At 53.9% G+C, this 20,181-nt stretch carries 16 protein-coding genes; 14 read left to right on the forward strand and 2 right to left on the reverse strand.

Features of this window, described 5'->3' with window-relative positions; translation table 11 throughout:
* Positions 1–114 precede the first annotated feature (114 nt).
* Entirely contained in the window at positions 115–1,155 is a 1,041-nt protein-coding gene (locus R50912_RS08835) for an acyltransferase family protein (protein WP_042234060.1), read from the reverse strand.
* 201 nt (positions 1,156–1,356) lie between these two features.
* Here R50912_RS08835 and R50912_RS08840 point away from each other — a divergent pair, with 201 nt between their 5' ends.
* The 4 genes from R50912_RS08840 to mgrA all read left to right on the forward strand — a co-directional run bounded on the left by R50912_RS08840 (position 1,357) and on the right by mgrA (position 4,806).
* A complete protein-coding gene (locus R50912_RS08840; RefSeq protein WP_042234063.1) occupies positions 1,357–2,106 on the forward strand; it encodes an alpha/beta hydrolase in 750 nt (249 codons plus the stop codon).
* Between the two features lie 49 nt (positions 2,107–2,155).
* Positions 2,156–2,926 (forward strand): HAD family hydrolase, encoded by a 771-nt coding sequence (locus R50912_RS08845; RefSeq protein WP_042234066.1) that lies wholly within the window; start codon positions 2,156–2,158, stop codon positions 2,924–2,926.
* Between the two features lie 35 nt (positions 2,927–2,961).
* A complete protein-coding gene (locus R50912_RS08850) occupies positions 2,962–3,702 on the forward strand; it encodes an NAD-dependent protein deacylase (protein WP_042234068.1) in 741 nt (246 codons plus the stop codon).
* 99 nt (positions 3,703–3,801) lie between these two features.
* Positions 3,802–4,806 (forward strand): L-glyceraldehyde 3-phosphate reductase, encoded by a 1,005-nt coding sequence (gene mgrA / locus R50912_RS08855; RefSeq protein WP_042234069.1) that lies wholly within the window; start codon positions 3,802–3,804, stop codon positions 4,804–4,806.
* Positions 4,807–4,906: 100 nt separating this feature from the next.
* On the opposite strand, the gene R50912_RS08860 is transcribed toward mgrA, so the two are convergent.
* The gene (locus tag R50912_RS08860) at positions 4,907–5,764 is read right to left on the reverse strand and encodes an AraC family transcriptional regulator (protein ID WP_231637808.1); all 858 of its coding nucleotides are present in this window, start codon (positions 5,762–5,764) and stop codon (positions 4,907–4,909) included.
* Positions 5,765–6,004: 240 nt separating this feature from the next.
* Here R50912_RS08860 and R50912_RS08865 point away from each other — a divergent pair, with 240 nt between their 5' ends.
* The 10 genes from R50912_RS08865 to ptsG all read left to right on the forward strand — a co-directional run bounded on the left by R50912_RS08865 (position 6,005) and on the right by ptsG (position 20,101).
* Positions 6,005–7,183 carry a galactokinase gene (locus R50912_RS08865; protein WP_042234073.1) on the forward strand — a complete coding sequence of 393 codons (1,179 nt, stop codon included), beginning with the start codon at positions 6,005–6,007 and terminating at the stop codon, positions 7,181–7,183.
* 1 nt (position 7,184) lies between these two features.
* Positions 7,185–8,171: a UDP-glucose 4-epimerase GalE gene (galE, locus tag R50912_RS08870; RefSeq protein ID WP_042234075.1), complete on the forward strand. Its 987-nt coding sequence runs from the start codon at positions 7,185–7,187 to the stop codon at positions 8,169–8,171.
* A 332-nt stretch (positions 8,172–8,503) separates the two neighbouring features.
* Complete coding sequence (locus tag R50912_RS08875) at positions 8,504–10,087, forward strand: UDP-glucose--hexose-1-phosphate uridylyltransferase (protein ID WP_042234077.1); 1,584 nt, start codon at positions 8,504–8,506, stop codon at positions 10,085–10,087.
* A 749-nt stretch (positions 10,088–10,836) separates the two neighbouring features.
* A complete protein-coding gene (locus tag R50912_RS08885) occupies positions 10,837–12,000 on the forward strand; it encodes an iron-containing alcohol dehydrogenase (protein WP_042234081.1) in 1,164 nt (387 codons plus the stop codon).
* 263 nt (positions 12,001–12,263) lie between these two features.
* Positions 12,264–12,800 (forward strand): NfeD family membrane protein, encoded by a 537-nt coding sequence (locus tag R50912_RS08890; RefSeq protein ID WP_042234082.1) that lies wholly within the window; start codon positions 12,264–12,266, stop codon positions 12,798–12,800.
* Entirely contained in the window at positions 12,800–14,374 is a 1,575-nt protein-coding gene (locus R50912_RS08895) for a flotillin lipid rafts scaffold protein FloT (protein WP_042234084.1), read from the forward strand. The genes R50912_RS08890 and R50912_RS08895 overlap by 1 nt, the downstream gene beginning before the upstream one ends.
* 89 nt (positions 14,375–14,463) lie before the next feature.
* Positions 14,464–15,171 (forward strand): ABC transporter ATP-binding protein, encoded by a 708-nt coding sequence (locus R50912_RS08900; RefSeq protein ID WP_042234087.1) that lies wholly within the window; start codon positions 14,464–14,466, stop codon positions 15,169–15,171.
* The gene (locus R50912_RS08905) at positions 15,164–16,783 is read left to right on the forward strand and encodes a hypothetical protein (protein WP_042234089.1); all 1,620 of its coding nucleotides are present in this window, start codon (positions 15,164–15,166) and stop codon (positions 16,781–16,783) included. The genes R50912_RS08900 and R50912_RS08905 overlap by 8 nt, the downstream gene beginning before the upstream one ends.
* Before the next feature lie 140 nt (positions 16,784–16,923).
* Positions 16,924–17,802 carry a glucose PTS transporter transcription antiterminator GlcT gene (glcT, locus tag R50912_RS08910; protein ID WP_042234091.1) on the forward strand — a complete coding sequence of 293 codons (879 nt, stop codon included), beginning with the start codon at positions 16,924–16,926 and terminating at the stop codon, positions 17,800–17,802.
* A gap of 241 nt (positions 17,803–18,043) precedes the next feature.
* Positions 18,044–20,101 (forward strand): glucose-specific PTS transporter subunit IIBC, encoded by a 2,058-nt coding sequence (ptsG, locus tag R50912_RS08915; protein WP_042234092.1) that lies wholly within the window; start codon positions 18,044–18,046, stop codon positions 20,099–20,101.
* Positions 20,102–20,181 lie beyond the last annotated feature (80 nt).

Genomic DNA, 20,181 nt, shown 5'->3' on the forward strand with positions numbered 1-20,181 from the left:
ACACGAATGGAAACGGCTACACTGTCCTCCACAGGCATTCATAAACAAAAAGCCTATCCGCGGCGGGACAGGCTTCTACATATCAAGAAGGGAAGAGGTTTCAGTAAATAATTACTAAAGTGAGCGTCTGATGGCGGCGCGCTGGAGCGAGATCATCCAGTCTACAGACGGCTCAACCAGCGGGTTCAGCATACGTTTGACAGCGGGCTGGGCCAGCAGCACCGTGCAGGATACTGCGCCTGCAATCAGCAGTGCGGCTCCGGCAGCATTTCCGATATAGGCATACAGGCCGGAAACGGCAGCTGCCCGGACAATAAATCCATGAAGCAGGAAGACGTAGAGGGTGCGGCGTCCCAAATCTGTCATGCGGCTTAACCCGTAAGGGACCAGGCCCAGGAACGCCAGGGAAGCGGCAAATTGCAAAGCATACACAGCGAGCCGGAACACCCCCGCATACCATTCATGGGCACCGAGCTGCATATAGGTCATACTGCCCAACAGCCAGCCCATCGGGAGACCGCGTCCCGCTAAGCCCATCACGATAAGCAACAGGAGTGAAGCGGCAGCGGCAGCGGTTTTGACATATTGCTGATACAGCTTAACGAAAGCTCCGAAGGAGAAATGAGTTCCGATGACGAAAAAGGGCAGGTAAACAAAGGTGCGGCTGATGCTGAACCAGATGCCATCCAGCTGCAGATAACCTACAGCCACACCTGCGGCTATGGCAAAGGCAAACTGGGCGCTCTTGCTCCAGCGGCTCATCCCCAGCATGAGCAGACGCCAGAAGGCGTGGCTGGCCAGGAACCACAGGAGCAGGTAAGGAGCGAAGAAGGAATGCTGTATGTTATTTACATGGAAGAAGGAAATGTCGAGTGCCGAGTAGAGGCTCTGAAAAATAATATATTGCAGTCCAATCTGCAGCAGCACCTTACGGCCGGCTGAGCCCTGTAAGCTTTTACGGGCAAAGTAACCGGTCACGAGCACAAACAGCGGCATGTGAAAGCTGAAGATCCATTGGTACAGGGTGTGGAGTCCGCTCATTTCAAGAATCAGGGGTTCGATCGCATTGGCCACAAAGACAGTTACAATAAGCATGAAGCGTAAATTAAGAAAAAACGTTTCTCCACGCGTGTCGAGCGAGCTTTCCCGGATCATGACGTTACCTCCAATAAATGCGGTTTGCGCATTGCTTAATACTTTAATTTTAAAATACATGATTTTCGGTAAATAAATAGTGAAATATATCACAATGGTAAGCGCTCTCATGGTCGCTAGATGTGGCGAAGTGTTGAAGGTTGTTTGATTTCATTGATTACACTATAATTTTCTGTATGCAGTATCCGGGAGTGAACTCTATTGAGAAAAAGCAGTACCAAACGCAATGTGCTTATAGGAATTGTATTGATTCTGCTGGTGGCTGGGGTGTTTATATGGAAGTACCTGACTCCGTATCAGCCTGCTGAAAGAGCTGAGACTGCACTTGTCTCTGCCGGGGGAATTACAGTAGAGCAGAATGACAACTGGATCTCGTTCGAGCCGTCGGTTGCACTCGGCACCGCCGTGATCTTTTATCCCGGCGCACTGGTCGAGGCGGAAGCTTATGCTCCGCTTGCCAGGAAAATTGCAGCAGCCGGCCACCCGTTCTATATCGCAAGAATGCCGCTTAACCTGGCAGTGATCAAGGGGAATGCTGCCGAAGAGATCATCCGCGTGCATCCGAAGCAGTCCTTTGTGCTTGGCGGGCACTCGCTTGGCGGGGTAATGGCCTCGCGCTTCGCTGCAGCTCATGCCGACCAGCTGGAAGGCGTTTTTTTTCTGGCTTCCTACCCGGATGAGAAAGGCAGTTTAAAGAATACTACGCTGTCCGTATTGTCGGTGCTGGGTACCGAGGACAAGGTGGTTGATCAGGAGAGCTATAATAAAGGCCGCGCCTATCTTCCGGGCAACACGGTATACACGGCGGTCAATGGAGGCAATCATGCCCAGTTCGGTAGCTACGGCCCTCAGAAGGGTGACGGCATAGCCACCATCACAGAGGAAGAGCAGCAGAACCGCACTGCGCGGGCCTTGCTGGATTGGATAGGGAACCTGCGTCAGAGCAAGTGAGCACCGAATAACGGAAGTAACTCCGCCTGGGAGAGGAGTGTCAGTCTGAATGCCTGAATTGCATATTAATGAGATATCCGTTCCGTGCAGGGGCATCTTGTTCGACAAGGATGGAACGCTGCTGGATCTGCTTGCCACCTGGGGAAGCTGGGCGGACCTGATTCTGAAGGGGCTGGGCAGCCAGCTGGCAATAATCGGCGGCCTGCCGCGAGGCGGGCCGGAGCTTGCTTCTGTGCTGGGTACGGTTCATGATGCCACCGGCAAGGTGACCGGGTATGACCCCTCCGGACCGCTCTCTATGGCGACCGCTGAAGAAACGATCGGGATTCTGGCCTGGCAGCTGTATGCTGCCGGTGTTCCCTGGAATGAAGCGGTAACGCAGGTGAATGCGATCTCCAAGCAAGCTATGAACGAGCTGCGCCGGCAGAGGGCGGCGGTGGCGATGCCGGGGCTGCATGCTTTTCTGGAGCAGTGTGCGGCCGCTTCCCTGAAACTCGGTGTCGTGACCTCAGACCATATGGCCACTACCCGTGAGCATCTGGAGTGGCTTGGGATTTCCGGGTATTTCCATTCCGTCGTCACCAGAGACAGAGTGAAGCACGGCAAGCCTGCACCGGAGATGGCCGAGACGGCCTGCCGGGAGCTGGGCCTGCTGCCCGGCGAGACGGTCATTATCGGTGACAGCAATGCGGATATGCAGCTGGGCAAGGGTGCCGGACTGCGGCTTGCTGTGGGTCTGTCTCCAGATGGGACCGCAGCCCACCTGCTGGATGCGGATATTGTTGTTTCCGGCTATGCCCAGCTCCGGGTTACATTCTGATTTCATTTCTGTACAGAGAGGAAACGTGGGACTCTATGGATCAATTGCAGCTACTGGCTTCCTGGATCAAAGACAGCGGGAATATTGTTTTTTTTGGCGGCGCCGGAACATCAACGGAGAGCGGCATACCGGATTTTCGTTCGGCGGCCGGTCTATATCAGGCTCAGCATAACTCTCCGTATCCGCCTGAAGTGATGCTGAGCCGCAGCTTTTTCATGTCCTCGCCGGACATTTTTTTTGATTTCTACCGCAGTAAGATGATTCATCCCGAGGCGAAGCCGAACGGGGCCCACCGGCTGCTGGCTGAACTTGAAGCCAAGGGCAAGCTGAAGGCAATCATTACACAGAATATCGACGGTCTGCACCAGCTGGCGGGAAGCCGCCGGGTGCTGGAGCTGCACGGCTCGATTCACCGCAATCACTGCATGGACTGCAATACCTATTACGGTCTGGAGCAGATTCTGGAGCAGACGGCTGCTGTGCCGCTGTGCCCGGAGTGCGGCGGCATCATTAAGCCGGATGTGGTGCTCTATGAGGAAGCGCTCGATCATGATGTGCTGGTCGAAGCAGTGGCGGCGATTGCGGCAGCAGACCTGCTGCTGATTGGCGGCACTTCGCTCACAGTCCAGCCGGCGGCAAGCCTGATCACCTACTTCCGGGGAAGGCATACGGTGCTGCTTAACGGCGATCCGACCCCGTACGACCATCAGGCAGATCTGATCATTACGGACCGGATTGGCGATGTGATGGGCAGAATACAAGGACTGCTCGGATGAGGATTTCAAGCTTTTCCCCGGGGTGAAGATTACAAAGTCTGTACGGAGTTTAAAATAGGGTATTGCAATAACTGAGGAAACGAGAGGCAGGGATAAGCAATGGTATATGTGGCTAGCGATGAACGGTATGAAGTCATGCGTTATAACCGCACCGGCAGGTCGGGCCTCAAGCTTCCGGCAATTTCACTGGGCCTGTGGCATAATTTCGGCGGCATCGACACTTATGAGAATGGCCGCGAGATGATCACCCGCTCTTTCGATCTCGGAATTACCCATTTCGATCTGGCTAACAACTATGGTCCTCCGGCAGGCTCGGCAGAGGAACTGTTCGGCAAAGTTCTTGCCCGTGATCTCGCTCCCTACCGTGACGAGCTGGTAATCTCCACCAAGGCGGGATATTATATGTGGCCCGGCCCATACGGCGACTGGGGTTCACGCAAATATATTCTGTCCAGCCTGGACCAGAGCCTGAAACGGCTGGGACTGGACTATGTGGATATTTTTTATTCCCACCGTCCAGACCCCGAAACCCCGATGGAAGAAACGATGGGAGCACTGGATCATGCTGTACGTTCAGGTAAAGCGCTCTACATCGGCTTGTCCAACTACACGGCTGAGCAGACAGAGCAGGCAATTGGCATCCTGAAGGAGCTCGGAACACCGCTTCTGATTCATCAGCCGCGGTATTCCATGCTCGACCGCTGGATTGAAGGCGGGCTGCAGGATGTGCTGGAGGAGCATGGCATCGGCAGTATCGCTTTTACCCCGCTGGCTCAGGGCCTGCTGACCAGCAAATACCTGAACGGCATTCCCGGCGATTCCCGGGCCGCCGGGCCATCCGCCTTCCTGAATGAGAGCCGGATTACGCCGGAGGTGCTGCGCAAGATCCACGCGCTCAACCAGATGGCGGTAGCACGCGGCCAGAGCCTGGCCCAGTTCGCGCTCCTCTGGACGCTGCGCGGCGGCAAGGTGACCTCGGCGCTGATCGGCGCCAGCCGTGTAAGCCAGATCGAGGAGAATATCGCTGCTCTGGCGCATGGTGATTTCTCGCAGGAAGAGCTGGAACGGATTGAGACGATCCTTGGAACAGAGGATGAAGCCTGAGTAATCTATAGAATTGACAAGTAACAGCCCGCTTCCGGAACAGGAAACGGGCTGTTGGCTTAAGCGGAGTTCTGGTAGAACGCCGGATGTTCTCCTGAGCCTATTTCTCCCCGGGATTGGCAGTCGCCTGCCGGTAAGTGCTGGGGGACTGGGCACAAAAGCGTTTGAACTGCCGGGAGAAGTACAGGGCATCGGTCAGGCCGACGGAGGATGCGACCTGCTCTACCGATAGCTCGGGGCGTTCACGCAGCAGCTGGCGGGACTTCTCGATGCGCAGCTTCAGCAGATAGGTAACCGGCGAGAGGCCGGTCTCCTGCTTGAAGATGCGTGACAGATAAGCGCGGTTATAGCCCAGGCTGCCGCACATCTGTTCAATGGAGACCGGATGGGCATATTGGGAAGCCATATAGTTGATCATTTGCTTCACCGTGCGTTTGACCTGCGATTCTGCCCCGGGCAACCGTGACGAGGAGATCAGCAGACCGGATGCTTCGCCGACAATCAGGTAAAGATAGCCGAGCGAGGTCAGATGCGCGCTCTCCTTACCCCCATAGAAGGCGGACATCATCCCTGCGAGTGCGCCCGGGATCACACTGCCCTCAGCCGAGGTCAGGACCGGCTTCTCCGGGGAGAATCCGGCCTGCAAGGCGAGCTGCTCCGCCTCCGCTCCGGTGAAGGCGGCCCAGCGGTACCGCCAGGGCTGCTGCTGATCGGAGATGTAGCTGACCAGCTGGGCCGGGTGGATCAGGAAGCAGTCTCCCGTTCCCAGTTCATACTTGCGCTGCTCGGTCCGGAATACACCGGAGCCGGACTCAATGTAGTGAAGCAGATAATAATCGTAGATCTTGGGGCCGGCCTGATGCAGCGGAAGCGTCTGGCTCTCCCCGGCGAACAGCACATGCAGAGGCTGCTGATCGAAATACACGGGATTTGATCCTACGGAATAGGTATGTTCCAACGGCCATCCGCCTTTCTTGAATATAACGCTATCATAGCTAAGCATGAGGGGAAGCGCAGAAATGAATCTTTATCTCCAGTATATCCTCCCGGCGGCTGGAAGTCACATTTGTCCATGTATTGCACACATGATTGCATTATCAGGGCAAGTCTGATTTTATTATAATGTAAGCATGAAGGAAGCAAGTTGGAAACAAGTTGAAAGCCCAAGCACAAGCAGCGAAAGGATGGAGTGGCAATAATGAGCGTACAGGAACTTAACAGTAAATTTATCGAGAAATACGGAGAGAGCAGCGAAGAGGCGCGGGTGTTCTACGCACCAGGCCGTGTGAATCTCATCGGAGAGCATCTGGACTACAACGGCGGTTATGTGTTCCCGGCAGCACTGGACTTTGGAACTACCCTTATCGTGCGTCCGCGTACAGACGGCAAGGTTCAATTCGCATCGACGAATTTCCCTTATGAAGCCTCTATCGGCTACAGCGAAATCGGCAAAGCCAAAACCGGCGAGTGGGTTGACTATCCGGTTGGTGTTATGGTCGAGCTGGCCAAGAAGGACCTTCCGGTATCGGGAGGGTATGACCTCTTGTTCCACGGAGAAATTCCGAACGGCTCGGGCTTATCCTCTTCCGCTTCTATCGAGGTAGTAACAGGTTATGCCTTCCTGACACTGCTTGGTGGAGACACGGATACTGTAGAGATCGCCCTGCTGTCGCAGCGTGCGGAGAACCAGTATGTCGGCGTAAACTCCGGTATCATGGACCAGTTCGCTGTCGCCAATGGCAAACGCGACCAGGCCATCCTGCTGATGTGTGACACTCTGGAATACAGCCTGGTTCCATTTGTGACTGGCTCATATAAGCTGGTTATCGGCAATACGAACAAGAAGCGCGGTCTTGTGGACTCCAAGTACAATGAACGCCGCAGCCAATGCGAGGAGGCTCTGGCTATTTTGAAGCAAGAGGTACCAACCCTGTCTTATCTGGCCGAGCTTAAACCTGAACAATTCGAGCTTCATCAGCATAAAATCACCGACGAAACCGTTAGACGCCGCGCCCGTCATGTGGTGGAAGAGAACCAGCGTGTACTTGACTCGGTTGAAGTCCTGAAGAACAATGACCTGAAGCAATTCGGACTCTATATGAACGATTCCCATGTCTCCCTGCGTGACCTCTATGAAGTCAGCTGCGAAGAGCTGGACATTATGGTTGAAGAAGCGCAGCGTATTCCGGGAACACTCGGCTCGCGTATGACAGGTGCCGGATTCGGTGGATGTACAGTATCTCTGGTACATGAGGATGATGTGGAACGTTTCATTACCGAAGTCGGCGAAGCTTACAAGAATAGATCCGGTCTGACGGGCGAGTTCTATGTATGCACGATCGGCAACGGCGTTGAAGAACTGAAAGGAGTGAAATAAGATGGCGATTCTGGTAACGGGCGGAGCAGGATATATCGGTTCCCACACAGTAGCAGAGCTGCTGGACCGCGGGGAAGAGGTCGTAGTTATCGACAATCTGCTGACAGGGCACCGCGAGGCGCTGCTGGGCGGCAAGCTGTATGAGGGAGATCTGCGCGACAAGGAACTGCTGGCCAAGCTTTTCTCCGAGAACAAGATTGAAGCGGTAATCCATTTCGCAGCGAGTTCTCTGGTAGGCGAGAGCATGAAGGATCCGGTAAAATATTACGACAACAACGTGTACGGTACACAGTGTCTTCTCGAAGCGATGCAGCATGCCGGAGTGGATAAAATCGTCTTCTCCTCCACAGCCGCAACCTACGGCGAACCGGAAAAGGTGCCGATTGAAGAAACGGACCGCACTGAACCTGCGAATGTTTATGGGGAGACCAAGCTGACCATGGAGCGCATGATGGCCTGGTTCGACAAGGTGCTCGGCATCAAATACGTAGCGCTGCGCTACTTCAATGCTGCAGGTGCACATGCCAGCGGCAAAATCGGTGAAGACCACCGTCCGGAGAGTCACCTGATTCCGCTGGTGCTCCAGGCTGCACTCAAGCAGCGGGAGAACATCGCGGTCTTCGGCGAAGACTACCCGACAGAAGACGGAACCTGCGTACGAGACTATATCCATGTCAGCGATCTGGCGGATGCGCATGTCCGTGCGGTAACCTACCTGCGCAGCGGCAGTGCAAGCAATATCTTCAACCTGGGCAACGGCCTTGGTTTCTCAGTGAAGCAGGTGATTGAGACTGCGAAGAAGGTAACCGGCCTGGACATCCCGGTTGTAATCCAGGAGCGCCGCGCCGGTGATCCGGCAGTACTGGTCGCTTCTTCGGCCAAAGCCCGGACGATCCTGGGCTGGGACCCGCAGCATGCCGATCTGGAAGGCATCATCCAAAGCGCCTGGAACTGGCACTCCGCGAACCCGGAAGGGTATGGCGTCTAAGCCTGTCACTGTACTTGTTGTGAACAGTATGGAAGCCTGGCTTGAAGAATAGGCAATCATAAGATGAACAAAAGAAAAATAAAAAGCCAGAAGGATCGAAGGGGGATTTTGGAACTGTAGGAGCGTTAGCGACCGCCTGAAAGCTTTCCGCAGGAAAGCTCGCTTCGGAAGCATCAGCAGTCACCGGATTTCAGCCGCAATCAGCGGGTCAATCAAGAAATCTGGGGGCGGGCAGCGGCCGGAAGTCCAAATATTCACCGTAGTGACGTCTATGGCTTAAGTTAATATCTTAAGTTCAGCTATACAGGTTGCAGCAAATAAGGAGAATTGAAATGCAGAACGATAATATTACGGCTGCAGCCTCTGAGAAGGCATTGTATGCGATTGAGCAGCTGGTCCTGTTCGCGCAGCACAAGGAGCTGATTCAGCCTGCTGACGTTGATTACAGCCGCAATGAACTGCTGGACCAGTTCGGCTTCAGTGAGCCGTATGCCGGTGAATTCACTGAAGGTCCGCTTGAGAGTCCGCAGGCACCGCTGGATCAATTGATCGACTACGGGTTTGAGACCGGGCTGATTCCGGAGAATACGGACACTTACCGCGATCTGCTGGACGCCAAGATCATGGGCCTTCTGATGGCCCGGCCGTCTGAGGTAAATGCGGAGTTCGCCGCGATCCAGGCGGGGCAGGGCATTCAGGCGGCCACTGACCGCTTTTATAAGCTGAGTATTGATTCCAACTATATCCGTATGGACCGGGTGGCCAAGAATGTGTATTGGCTCCAGGATTCGCCGTACGGGGATATCGAGATGACGATCAATCTCTCCAAACCGGAGAAAAGCCCGAAGGAAATCGCCATGGCCCGGCTGCTCCCGCCGCCGGTCTATCCGAAATGCCAGCTCTGCCGCGAGAATGTCGGCTATGCCGGACGGGTCAATCACCCGCCGCGCCAGAATCTGCGAGTGATTCCTCTTGCGATGAACAATGAGAAATGGTTCTTCCAGTACTCGCCGTATGTGTACTATAACGAGCATTGTATCGTGTTCCACCATGATCATGTGCCGATGAAGCTGACGAAGGATACGCTGAAGCGTCTGCTTAGCTTTGTTGAAACCTTCCCGCATTATTTCATCGGCTCGAATGCCGATCTGCCGATTGTCGGCGGCTCCATTCTGACCCATGATCACTTCCAGGGCGGACGCCACACCTTCCCCATCCAGAAGGCGCCCAAAGAGGATAGCTTCACCCATGCTGCATATCCAGGCGTTAGCCTTAGCATTGTGAAATGGCCAATGTCTGTGCTGCGGATGCAGGGGGCAGATCCTGCCGTGCTGCTGGAAGCCGGCAACAGTATCTATGAGGCCTGGAAGACTTACAGCGATCCGGCAGCTGATGTCCTGGCCTTCAGTGAAGAAGCCGGGGAGAGCGTGCCGCATAACACGGTTACACCTATTGTCCGCCGGGCAGAAGACGGCGGCTATGAGATGGATCTGGTGCTGCGCAACAACCGGACCAGCGAAGAATATCCCGAAGGGATTTTCCACCCGCACCGGGAAATGCACCACATCAAGAAGGAGAACATCGGGCTAATTGAGGTTATGGGCCTGGCGATTCTGCCGGGACGCCTCAAGGAAGAGCTCGATGCTGTCGCTGGCGTTCTGGCCGGAGACACCGCGCTGCTGGAAGCGGTCCAGAGCCAGGGCGCTGATCATCCGCTCGCGCAGCATGCCTCCTGGATCGCGGAGCTGGCCGGCCGTTTCGGCACCTCCCTGAGCCGCGAGGAAGCGGTGAAGACGGTGCAGAACGAGGTAGGCACCAAGTTCACGCATATTCTGGAGCATGCGGGAGTCTACAAACGCACACCGGAAGGCCAGGCGGCATTCCGCCGGTTCGTGAACACCAGCGGGTTCAACTAAGACTGCTGTGTCTTGTAAATGGGATGTCCCTGCCGGAGTATCGGCGGGGACATTTTTATATTGCGCGAGAAACTGCGATGCAATGATGTGTCCGCCGGAAGTGAGGGGCGGGAGGAAATGAGGGGCAGAAATGCCCCTGATTCCGCTGAAAGCGGGCGACGGGAGGAAATGAGGTGCAGAAGTGCCCCTAATTTCGCTGAAAGTGGGCGACGGGAGGAAATGAGGGGCAGAAGTGCCCCTGATTCCGCCGAAATCGGGCGATGGGAGGAAATGAGGGGCAGAAGTGCCCCTAATTTCGCTGAAAGTGGGCGACGGGAGGAAATGAGGGGCAGAAGTGCCCCTGATTCCGCCGAAATCGGGCGACGGGAGGAAATGAGGGGCAGAAGTGCCCCTGATTTCGCTGAAAGTGGGCGACGGGAGGAAATGAGGTGCAGAAGTGCCCCTGATTCCGCCGAAATCGGGCGATGGGAGGAAATGAGGGGCAGAATCCCTTTGATCCCGCCGGACGTGGGCGATATGGGGGAATCAAAGGGATAAATCCCCCTAAATCCGCCGAAATCGGGCGTCAGGCGGAAATTAAAGGGATAAATCCCTTTGAATTTGTGCTAGGCAGGCGTTAAGGGTACGCCGTGTCTTTTAAACACGATACCGACCTTTTGCCCCTTCTTCGCAGCCATTTGAATGCGGCAAGCCGGAGGTCTATAATATACAAGTGCGTCACATTCATATACTCATGGAGGTTTACCCATATGCGTAAGTTTGAGTTCTATAACCCTACCAAGCTGATTTTTGGACAAGGGACATTGCAGGCACTCCGCACCGAAGTGCCGAAATACGGCAAGAATGTACTGCTGATGTACGGCGGCGGCAGCATCAAGCGCAGCGGCCTGTACGACAAAGTAATTGCTGAGCTGAATGCCATCGGAGCTGTAGTGACGGAATTGGCCGGAGTGGAGCCTAACCCGCGCCTGTCTAACGTACATCAAGGCGTGGATTTATGCCGCGAGAACGGAATCGAGCTGATACTCGCCGTCGGCGGCGGCAGTGTGCTGGATTGTGCCAAGGCTGTAGCTGTCGGTGCGAAGTACGATGGGGATATGTGGGACTTCGTGGAGCGCAAAGCGGCGCCTCAGGGAGCTCTTCCGCTGGGGACTGTGCTGACAATGGCGGCTACCGGTTCGGAAATGAACAACGGCTCGGTAATTACAAATGAAGTGACTAAGGAGAAAATGGGCTGGGGCAGCGTGCATGCCTATCCGGCATTCTCGATTCTTGATCCTGAGAATACCTTCTCCCTGCCGCGTGATCAGACGGTCTACGGCATGGTGGACATCATGTCCCATACACTGGAGCATTATTTCCACACAGACGGCAACACACCGGTACAGGACGGCTTCTGTGAAACCCTGCTTCGTACTGTAATCGAGACTGCACCCAAGCTGATCGAAGATCTGAATAACTACGAACTGCGTGAGACCATCATGTACTGCGGCACCATGGCACTGAACGGGATGGTCAGCATGGGCTTTGCCGGTGACTGGGCTACCCACAATATTGAGCATGCCGTATCCGCAGTTTACGATATTCCGCATGGCGGAGGATTGGCCATTCTGTTCCCGCAATGGATGAAGTATAACCTCAGTACGAACCCAGCCCGGTTCCGCCAATTGGCAGTGAACGTATTCGGCATCGATCCGGCCGGCAGAAGCGATGAAGAGGTCGGGCTTGAAGGCATCGTGGCGCTTCGCAGCTTCTGGGATTCGATCGGGGCTCCGAAGACGCTAGGTGATTATGACATCGATGACAGCGAAATCGGCAATATGGCTGACAAGGCTGTCCGTTTTGGCCCATTCGGCAACTTCCGCAAGCTTCAGCGTGAGGATGTTGTAGAGATTTACAAGCTGGCTCTGTAAATTCATTTACAGGCAGTTGACCTTGTAAGCTGGCCCTGTAAGGCAGCTGGATAGACATACCGGCAATGGTTAACCCTATTTGCTGCACCATTGTTCAGCCGTTCCCGTTCGCCGGGAGCGGTTTTTTAACATGAAGATCCCTAAATAATCTCTCTCCAGAGATACAATATTGAGATTAATACCCAACTTTGTGAAACCAAGGACATGGTTTCAGCGTTTAAACTAGTATGACAGTCCGGAAGTAAAGACGGGAGGAGACAAACATGCAAACGCTGTATTTGGGCTGTTTGGCGCTGGGCATTATTTTTGCTGTAGTCAGTGTACTTGTAGGCGACCTGATCGGAGGCGCTCTGCACGGGGTTTTTGACTTCGTATCTTTTGATTTCGTCAATCCTGCCATCTTGGCGGGCGGAGTAACGGTGTTCGGCGGAGCGGGGGTACTGCTTAGCCGCTACAGTGGACTGGAAGATGGCGCAATTCTTGCCTTGTCCCTGCTGATTGCGGCTTTTATGGGAGTAGTGCTGCATCTTGTTGTCGTGAAGCCAATGAGGAACAGCGAAATGTCGAACGGATTCTCAATGAATGAGCTGCCGGGCAGAATCGGCGAGGTTACCGTCCCGGTACCTGCTGCAGGCTACGGAGAGATTATGGTAAAGTTCGGCGCTGGTAACAGTCTGCATACGGCGGCCAGCTTTGAACAGCATCTGCTGCCGGCCGGTATCAAGGTTGTAGTTGTGGAGGTCCGCGAGGGGGTAGCCCTTGTGTCAGAATTCGAAGAGAGAAGAGGAGAGGATTCTTAATGTTCGGTATTCCTGATTTTTTGTTTATTCCTGCAGTCGTTGTGGCTGTATTATTTGTACTTGGTATTGCGTTCTGGGCCCGTTACAAAACGGTAGGACCTGATGAAGGGATGATCGTTACCGGCTCCTTCCTGGGCAGTAATCATATCTCAGATGACGGCTCCGGCCGCAAAATCAAAATTGTCCGCGGCGGCGGTGCGTTCATTCTGCCGGTCTTTCAGAAGGCAGAGTTCATGTCACTGCTCTCCCATAAGCTCGACGTGACGACCCCGGAGGTCTACACCGAGCAGGGTGTTCCGGTTATTGCCGATGGGGTCGCGATCATTAAGGTGGGCAGCTCGACCGAAGATGTAGCTACGGCAGCCGAGCAGTTCATGGGCAAACCGATTGAGGCGCTGAAGAGCGAAGCCCAGGAAGTACTCGAAGGCCATCTGCGGGCGATACTCGGTTCAATGACCGTTGAAGAGGTCTACCGCAACCGGGACCGTTTCGCCCAGGAGGTTCAAGGTGTTGCAGCCCGTGATTTGAAGAAGATGGGGCTGCAGATCGTCTCGTTCACCATTAAGGATGTGCGTGATAAGCACGGATATCTGGAAGCGCTGGGTAAGCCGCGGATTGCCGCAGTGAAGCGGGATGCAGAGATTGCTGAAGCCGAGGCTGTGCGGGATGCGCGGATTCAGAAGGCCAATGCCGAAGAGCAGGGGCAGAAGGCAGAACTGCTGCGTGATACCAATATCGCCGAAGCCTCGAAGGAGAACCAGCTGAAGGTAGCGGCGTTCAAACGTGATCAGGATACCGCCAAAGCGGAAGCGGACCAGGCGTACCATATTCAGGAGGCGCGGGCCAAGCAGACGGTGGTTGAAGAGCAGATGAAGGTCGAGCTGGTCCGCAAGGAACGCGAAATTGATTTGCAGACCAAGGAAATCCAGGTTCGCGAGAAGCAGTATGATGCGGAAGTGAAGAAGAAAGCGGAAGCTGACCGTTATGCGGTGGAGCAGGCGGCGGAAGCCGACAAGGCCAAGCGGATGCGTGAAGCGGATGCGCTGCAGTACAGTATTGAGACTCAGGCTAAAGCGACCTCCGAGCAGAAACGTCTGGAAGGGCAGGCAGTCGCGGATGCCGAACTGGCCAAGGGTAAGGCAGAAGCGGAAGTTATCCGGCTGCGCGGTCTGGCCGAAGCGGAAGCCAAAGAGAAGCTGGCGGAAGCCTTCCAGAAGTTCGGCGAAGCGGCGGTGCTCGATATTATCGTCAAAATGCTGCCGGAGCTGGCCGGGAAGATTGCCGAGCCGCTGGCTTCCATTGATAAGCTGACGGTTGTGGATACCGGCAACGGGGAAGGCGCGGCCCGGGTCAGCAATTATGTGACCCAACTGATGGCGACGGCCCCTGAGATGCTGAAAAGCGTGTCCGGCATTGATGTCGAAGCGCTGATCAAAGGGTTGACCCAAACCAAAGGCAAGCCGGAGCTGGCAGCATCTGCCGAATATACCGGAGCGCCAGTAACCGCCCTCCCGGGTAAACCGAAACCGGCCGTATTACCATCGGCCGCCCCGGTTGAACAACCAGAGGAATAATAGCGTATCACGGAGGTATGGCCGGCAGGTTTAACCGCCTGTCATACCTTTTTTATAGAAATACCGCATTAAGAAACGGAGGTGCAGGCATGGAGCTCATTTTGGATAATATACGCAAGAGCTTTGACGGTAAGGAAGTGCTGAAGGGAATTGACTTCACCTTCGAGCAAGGCAAGATTTACGGGCTCCTGGGACGCAACGGTGCCGGCAAAACCTCGCTGTTCAACTGCCTCAGCGGTGAGATACGCATGGACAGCGGCGGGGCGTTTCTGCGGCGGGAGGAAGTGAGTCTTCCGCTTCGCGAAGAGGAGATCGGCTACGTCTTTTCCCTGCCGATTCTGCCGGATTTCTTAACGGGTTATGAGTTTGTGAAGTTCTACATGGATATCAATAAGGATAAAATAGAACCGGGCAGAAGTATCGAAGAGTATTTTGATATCATCCGTTTTGAGGAGGAGGACCGCCATCGCCTGATTAAGGGCTACTCCCACGGGATGAAGAACAAAATTCAAATGCTCTGCTTCATCATTTCCCGGCCGCCGCTGATTCTGCTGGATGAGCCGCTGACCTCCTTTGATGTGGTGGTCGCGCTTGAGATCAAGAAGCTGCTGCGTGAGATGAAGCAGAAGCATATTATTATTTTCTCCACCCATATCCTGCAGCTGGCTGCCGATCTCTGTGATGAGCTGGTAATTCTGAATAATGGCTCGCTCCGTGAGATTCCCGCGGAAACGCTGCGCAGTCCGGAGTTCGAGGAGCAGATTATCGCGCTGCTGAAGGATGGAGACCATGATTAGCACGCTGAGGGCGATCATGGAGATTCGCGGGATGTCCGGCGCTAACCGGCTGATGTTCTATTTCAGAAAAATCCCCGTTATCGGCAAGCTGGTACCGGCTTCAGTCTATTCTGAGACGGCGCTTAAGCAGACTTTATCGGTAATCGTCTATATCCTCAAAGCCATCTGGGCCTTCTTGTCCAAGTTTGCCTATTTGGGGCTTATGGTCTATTTGCCCGTAAAGCTTGCAGGCGGTGAATTAACCTTAACGCTTTCAGCACAATATCAGCTGTACCTGCAGGTCCTGCTCTGTTTAAGCTTTCTGGTCGCTGCGGTTTCCAGCGCGGTTATTCTGGAGCCCAAACGGGACAAGTATATATTCGTGAAGCTAATGAGGCTCCCTGCGGAGAGATATATGCGTGTTACGCTGGCGCTGCGCGGGATCAGCTTTGCGGTTACGTTTATCCCGGCGATGATGGTTTTCGGGAATCTTCTGGGGGCTCCGCTGTGGCAGGGAGGTGTTCTTGCTCTGCTGCTGACCTTCTGGCGTATTGCCTGCGAGGCCCTGCATTTGTGGTTTTTTGATAAATACGGCATTGTGGTTGTCAAAAAAACTAGCTGGGTCTGGACCGCCATTGGTGCAGGATACCTGCTGGCTTATGTACCTCTGCTCCCGGGATTTGCGTTGGTGGACAGTCCTACGTTGTTCAGTCTGCCTCTGGTGCTTGGTGTGACCGTGCTGGGAGCCCTCTGTGCAGTCTACATCGCCCGTTATCCGGATTACCGCAATGCAGTGGATGCCGTGACCAAAATTGATGATCCGCTGCTGGATATGGGACGCATGATGAAGGAGGCACGGGTGAAGGATGTCGCAACCCGGGAGCAACAGTACACGGCGGAGCAGCTGAACCACGGACAATTCGCAGGCAAAAGCGGGTATGCTTATCTGAATGCGATATTTTTCTCGCGCCACCGGCGGTTACTCATTCATCCAGTGCAGCGGCGCCTGGTGATTATTGGCGCACTCTTCGCGGCTGCCTTGCTGACGCTGCTGTTCTCGGAAGCAGCTTTTAACAGAATGGCCCATTATCTGATCAGCGCTTTGCCGACCTTTCTGATCCTTATGAATTACACCTCCATCGGTGAACGTGTCTGCAAGGCTATGTTCTACAACTGTGATCTCAGTCTGCTGCGTTACGGGTTCTACCGCGAACAGTCGGCGATCCTGAGCAACTTCCGGATCCGGCTGCTGCGCATCAGCCTGCTTAATCTGATTCCGGCTGCCGCGATCTGCCTGGCGGTGAATCTGCTGATCCTGCTGTCGGGTGAGAGCTGGGGCGCTGCGGATGCGGTTATCTTTTGCGTGACCATTGTGGCCCTGTCCCTGTTCTTCTCGGTGCATCATCTGTTCATGTATTACATCTTCCAGCCGTACAGTACCGAGTTGAATGTGAAGAATCCGTTCTTTACGATTGTGAACAGTATCGTGCTGGCAGCCGGTTTTATAGCCATGCAGTTCAAGAGCGAGCCCGGGATTTTTGCTTTTATTGTAGTGCTCTCTGCTGTTGTCTATATGCTGGCGGCCCTGATATTGGTCTACAAATTCTCAGGCCGGACGTTTCGGGTGAAATGAGTCCCAGGCTCTTTGCCGCACACTTCTAATTTGAGATTCTTGATGTTATGATAGTAGCTCAAGGTTAATCTTCACATGCTGATACGTGTATCGTGCTGCCAAAATAGATCGGGTATCCAGAATTAAAAGAGGTGTCGCAAGTGAGCAGCAGCATAACAGTGGGCAAGGTACTCAATAACAACGTTATCATTGCTGAGCATCCCCAGTATGCCGAGGTAGTGGTCATTGGCAAGGGTATCGGCTTCAACCGTAAGACACGGGACCGGATCAACCTCTCTTCTGTGGAAAAAATGTTCATTCTGCGGAGCCAGGAGGAGCAGGAGCAGTATAAGCAGCTGGTGCCCCAGGTGGACGAGAAGCTGATTGAGGTGGTCCAGGAGATCGTCCTGCATATTATGCAGAGCAGCCGGCAGGCACTTAACGAGCATATCCATATCGCGCTCACCGACCATATTTCCTTTGCCATCCGCAGGAGTGAACAGCATATATCCATACATAATCCCTTTCTGTACGAGACCCGGGAGATCTATCCGGAGGAATACAGGCTGGCGGAATATGCAGTGGACCGGATTAACGAAGCCATGAAGGTATCACTGCCGCCGGATGAGATCGGATTTGTGGCGCTTCACATTGTCAGTGCACTCAGCAACCGGCATATCTCGGAGGTTAAGCAGCACTCGCAGCTGATCGGCGACATGGTGGGACTGGTGGAGGATAACCTCGAATACCGCATTCCGCGTGATTCTTTGGACTATTCACGTCTGGTGACTCATTTGCGTTTTGTGCTGGAGAGGCTGCGCCGGGGGGAGACTGTACGTGAGACTTCGTCCCTTGACGGGCTGATGAAACGTGAATATCCCGAGATGTATATGCTTGCCTGGAAGCTGACCAAGGTTATCGAACAGCGCGTGCATATCCCGGTATATCCTGCCGAGGTGAGTTATCTGACGATTCATCTGCAGCGTCTTGCCCAGAAGAAGGAAGATGAATCCGGTATGGAACAGCAGGACAGCATTTAGCCTGTTAATTAATGCTTGCAACTTCAAATTATCGGTGCTACAATGATCCCTGTTATTAACAAAACAGAATACAAACGTGTAACTGATACGATCAGGCATGAGTGATTTACAGTATTATGGTTGTCTAGCCCCAACTCGGGGTAATCTAACTTTAGCGTTAGGCGACAACCTGTGTACTGTATTGCTCATGCCTTTTTTGGCTTCTGTTTGAACGAAATCAACGATTAAGGAAGTGACCTCAATGTTCAAAAAGTTATTTGGCGTTTTGCAGAGAGTTGGTAAGGCGCTAATGCTCCCTGTTGCCATTCTGCCTGCTGCTGGTCTGCTGCTCGGCATAGGGAACATGCTCGTTAATCCGGATTTCCTGCAGTATGTTCCGGCGCTGGAGAATGATGTGGTACAGGCGATTGCTACCGTATTGATGAATTCGGGGCAAATTGTATTTGATAATCTCTCCTTGCTGTTTGCAGTCGGCGTAGCCATCGGGCTGGCCGGAGGCGAAGGTGTAGCAGGTCTTGCGGCTATTATCGGATTCCTGGTTATGAACGTAACCATGGGTACGGTGGTCGGCGTCAACGCATACGTGCTGACCTGGAAAGATTTCTCGTATTCCAGTGTTCTGGGGATCCCCACATTGCAGACAGGGGTATTCGGTGGTATCCTGGTTGGGATATTGGCCGCATCCATGTACAAAAGGTTCTTCCGTATAGAACTGCCGTCCTATCTCGGCTTCTTCGCGGGTAAACGTTTTGTACCGATTATGACTGCGGTGACTTCCCTGATTCTCGGTCTTGCGCTTACTCTGGTATGGCCGCCGATCCAGCACGGTCTGAACTATGTATCGCAGAGTATGATCAACACCAATCTGACGCTGTCAGCCTTTATCTTCGGGGTTATCGAGCGTTCCCTGATTCCTTTCGGCCTGCACCATATCTTCTATTCACCGTTCTGGTATGAGTTCGGAAGTTATGTAGACAAGGCTGGAGATCTGATCCGTGGTGACCAGAGAATCTTCATGCAGCAGCTTCGTGACGGTGTGGATTTCACAGCCGGTACATTTACCACTGGTAAATATCCGTTCATGATGTTCGGACTTCCGGCAGCCGCCCTTGCGATCTATCATGAGTCCAAACCTGAGAACAGACGGGTTGTCGGAAGCTTGATGATTTCTGCAGCGTTGACTTCCTTCCTGACAGGTATTACCGAGCCGCTGGAATTCTCATTCCTGTTCGTTGCTCCGCTGCTGTTCGCTGTACATGCGATATTTGCTGGTCTTTCCTTCATGACCATGCACATCCTTAATGTCAAAATCGGTATGACCTTCTCCGGCGGGTTCATCGACTATGTGCTGTTCGGCGTCATTCCGAACCGCACAGCCTGGTGGCTGGTCATTCCGGTAGGTCTGGTCCTGGCAGTGATTTACTACTTCGGATTCCGCTTCGTTATCCGCAAGTTCAACCTGAAGACTCCGGGCCGTGAAGAGGCTTCGGACGACGAGGAAGAAATGAGCACGGAAAGTGTATCCAAGACCGGCGACGATCTGCCGCGCAACATTCTGTCTGCCCTGGGTGGCAAAGAGAATATCACACATCTTGATGCTTGTATTACCCGCCTTCGTGTCGAAGTGAAGGATAAAGCAGGCGTTGACAAGGGCCGATTGAAGAAACTTGGTGCTTCTGGGGTTCTGGAAGTGGGTAACAACGTACAGGCGATCTTCGGAACCCGTTCGGACACGATCAAATCGCAGATTCAGGATGTCATGAACGGACGGACACCTGCTGCTGCTCCTGTAGCGCCGAAGCCGGAGCTTGAGCAACAGGCCGGCGAGCAGAGTGAGGCTATTATTGCCGAGGATATCGTATCCCCTGTGAACGGTGAGCTGATGGATATTACACTGGTTCCCGATGCGGTCTTCTCGCAAAAGATGACCGGTGACGGCTTCGCCTTCCTGTCCGATGACGGCAAGATTGCCTCGCCGGTATACGGCAAGGTATTCAATGTCTTCCCAAGCAAGCATGCGATCGGCATTATGTCCGACGGCGGCAAGGAAGTGCTCGTGCATATCGGTGTCAATACCGTTAAGCTTAAGGGCCAGGGCTTCACTGTACTGGTAGAAGAAGGCGATCTGGTAGCTGCCGGGCAGCCGATCATGGAAGTGGATCTGGAGTATGTGAAGGCCAATGCACCTTCGGTCATTTCTCCGGTGATCTTCTCCAACCTGCCTGAAGGCTCTTCGGTCACCCTGAAGAAACCGGGCAAAGTAGTCATCGGTGATAAGGATATCATCACCATTCAGTAAAATGTGCAAAGGCGAAGCGCTTCCATTATAATTATAGGGAGCGCGGCCTTCACCATAAGCAACTATCCTAATTAATAGAA

It is taken from the genome of Paenibacillus sp. FSL R5-0912 (assembly GCF_000758605.1).
Classification (GTDB): domain Bacteria; phylum Bacillota; class Bacilli; order Paenibacillales; family Paenibacillaceae; genus Paenibacillus_AQ.